This is a genomic window from Pseudomonadales bacterium (assembly GCA_013215025.1).
In the GTDB taxonomy this organism is placed as follows: domain Bacteria; phylum Pseudomonadota; class Gammaproteobacteria; order Pseudomonadales; family DT-91; genus DT-91.
This window is the reverse complement of sequence record JABSRR010000344.1, coordinates 1-1,593: the sequence shown is the minus strand read 5'-3', so window position 1 is coordinate 1,593 and position 1,593 is coordinate 1. Positions and strand designations below refer to the sequence as shown.

Sequence of the window (1,593 nt, the reverse complement as noted above, 5' to 3'; positions counted from 1 at the left end):
TGTGCACCCCACAAAGACGGAGATCAAGTTCGATGACGAACGCACGATTTATGCCATAATGAAGGCTGCCGTGAAAATGGCACTGGGGACACACAACCTCACACCGAGCATTGATTTCGATCAAGACTACTACGTTGTTGACTTAAGCTACGGCGGTGAAGTATTCGGCGCAACTTTAGGTTACGTTGGTTATGAAGAGTCTGAGTCAGACGCTGAAGATGACTATTACTGGGTTTACGCTGAAGTATCTGCGGGCGGCGAAATTGCTGGTCTAGATATGGCTGTGGTTCTTGGTCAAGTTCTTGATAACGACGACGGCGCTGCTGAAGTTGACGATACCAACCCGTACATCTACTTAGACATCAGCAAATCTTTCGACATCTAATATAGACGCGTTAGATTTAGGATGCGAGCCGGGTTCGCCCGGCTCATTTAAAAGTGGGAGCATAATATGAAATTAGTGACAGCAATAATTAAGCCTTTCAAGCTCGATGATGTGCGTGAAGCATTATCTGAAATCGGCGTACAAGGTATCACTGTCTCAGAAGTCAAGGGATTTGGTCGTCAAAAAGGCCACACGGAACTATATCGCGGTGCAGAATACGTGGTTGATTTTCTTCCAAAAGTTAAAGTTGAAGTTGCTATCGATGATGACAGCTTAGACTCAACAATCGAAGCAATCACCAAAGCTGCAAACACTGGTAAAATCGGTGACGGTAAGATTTTTGTTTCTTCCTTGGAGCAGATTGTACGCATCCGTACGGGTGAGACCGGTAGCGAAGCTATCTAACCACTCTTTTCTATTTACTCGATTTACATTTAATTTTCTTAACACATTTTACAAACCTCGGTTTGTAGGGGAGCATTGACCATGGAAAACTTAGTTTTCGAAATGCGCTACGCGATGGATACATTCTATTTCCTGATCTGCGGCGTACTAGTAATGTGGATGGCAGCTGGTTTTGCCATGTTAGAAGCAGGCCTTGTGCGTGCTAAAAACACCACTGAAATTTTAACCAAAAACGTCGCCTTGTTTGCGATCGCTTGTACCATGTATATGATTTGCGGTTATGAAATCATGTACGGTGGCGGCTACTTCCTATCTGCAACTGATTCAGTTGGTAGCATGGATGATGCTGCAATTGCAGGTGTTGTTGCTGCAGGTGCTGACTTCTTTAACGAAGTTGATGATGCTGGCCTTCCATACTCAGGCGCGTCTGACTTCTTCTTCCAAGTTGTATTCGTTGCGACAGCTATGTCTATCGTATCAGGTGCAGTTGCTGAGCGTATGAAGCTTTGGGCTTTCTTAGCATTTGCGGTTGTTATGACTGGTATCATCTACCCACTTGAGGGTGCATGGACTTGGGGCGGTGCTGAAGTATTCGGTCTTTACGCCTTAGATTATTCTGACTATGCCGGTTCTGGTATCGTACACATGGCTGGTGCCGCTGCTGCTCTTGCAGGTGTTATTTTGCTAGGTCCTCGTAAAGGTAAATATGGCGCTAACGGTGAAGTGAAAGCTATCCCAGGTGCGAACATGCCGCTTGCGACGTTAGGTACTTTCATCCTTTGGATGGGTTGGTTCGGCTTTAA

The 1,593-nt window shown here is 45.5% G+C and carries 2 protein-coding genes and 1 pseudogene; all 3 read left to right on the top strand.

What is annotated here, in order from left to right:
- Positions 1-148, top strand: a pseudogene (locus tag HRU21_13520) (hypothetical protein).
- 303 nt (positions 149-451) lie between these two features.
- Complete coding sequence (glnK, locus tag HRU21_13515) at positions 452-790, top strand: P-II family nitrogen regulator (GenBank protein ID NRA43301.1); 339 nt, start codon at positions 452-454, stop codon at positions 788-790.
- An 81-nt stretch (positions 791-871) separates the two neighbouring features.
- Positions 872-1,593, top strand: a 722-nt coding sequence (locus tag HRU21_13510) for an ammonium transporter (GenBank protein NRA43300.1), incomplete at its 3' end; no start/stop codon positions are given.

Excerpts from the sequence above, each read along its gene's own strand:
- glnK (NRA43301.1), top strand. The coding sequence starts at position 452 with ATGAAATTAGTGACAGCAATAATTAAGCCTTTCAAGCTCGATGATGTG.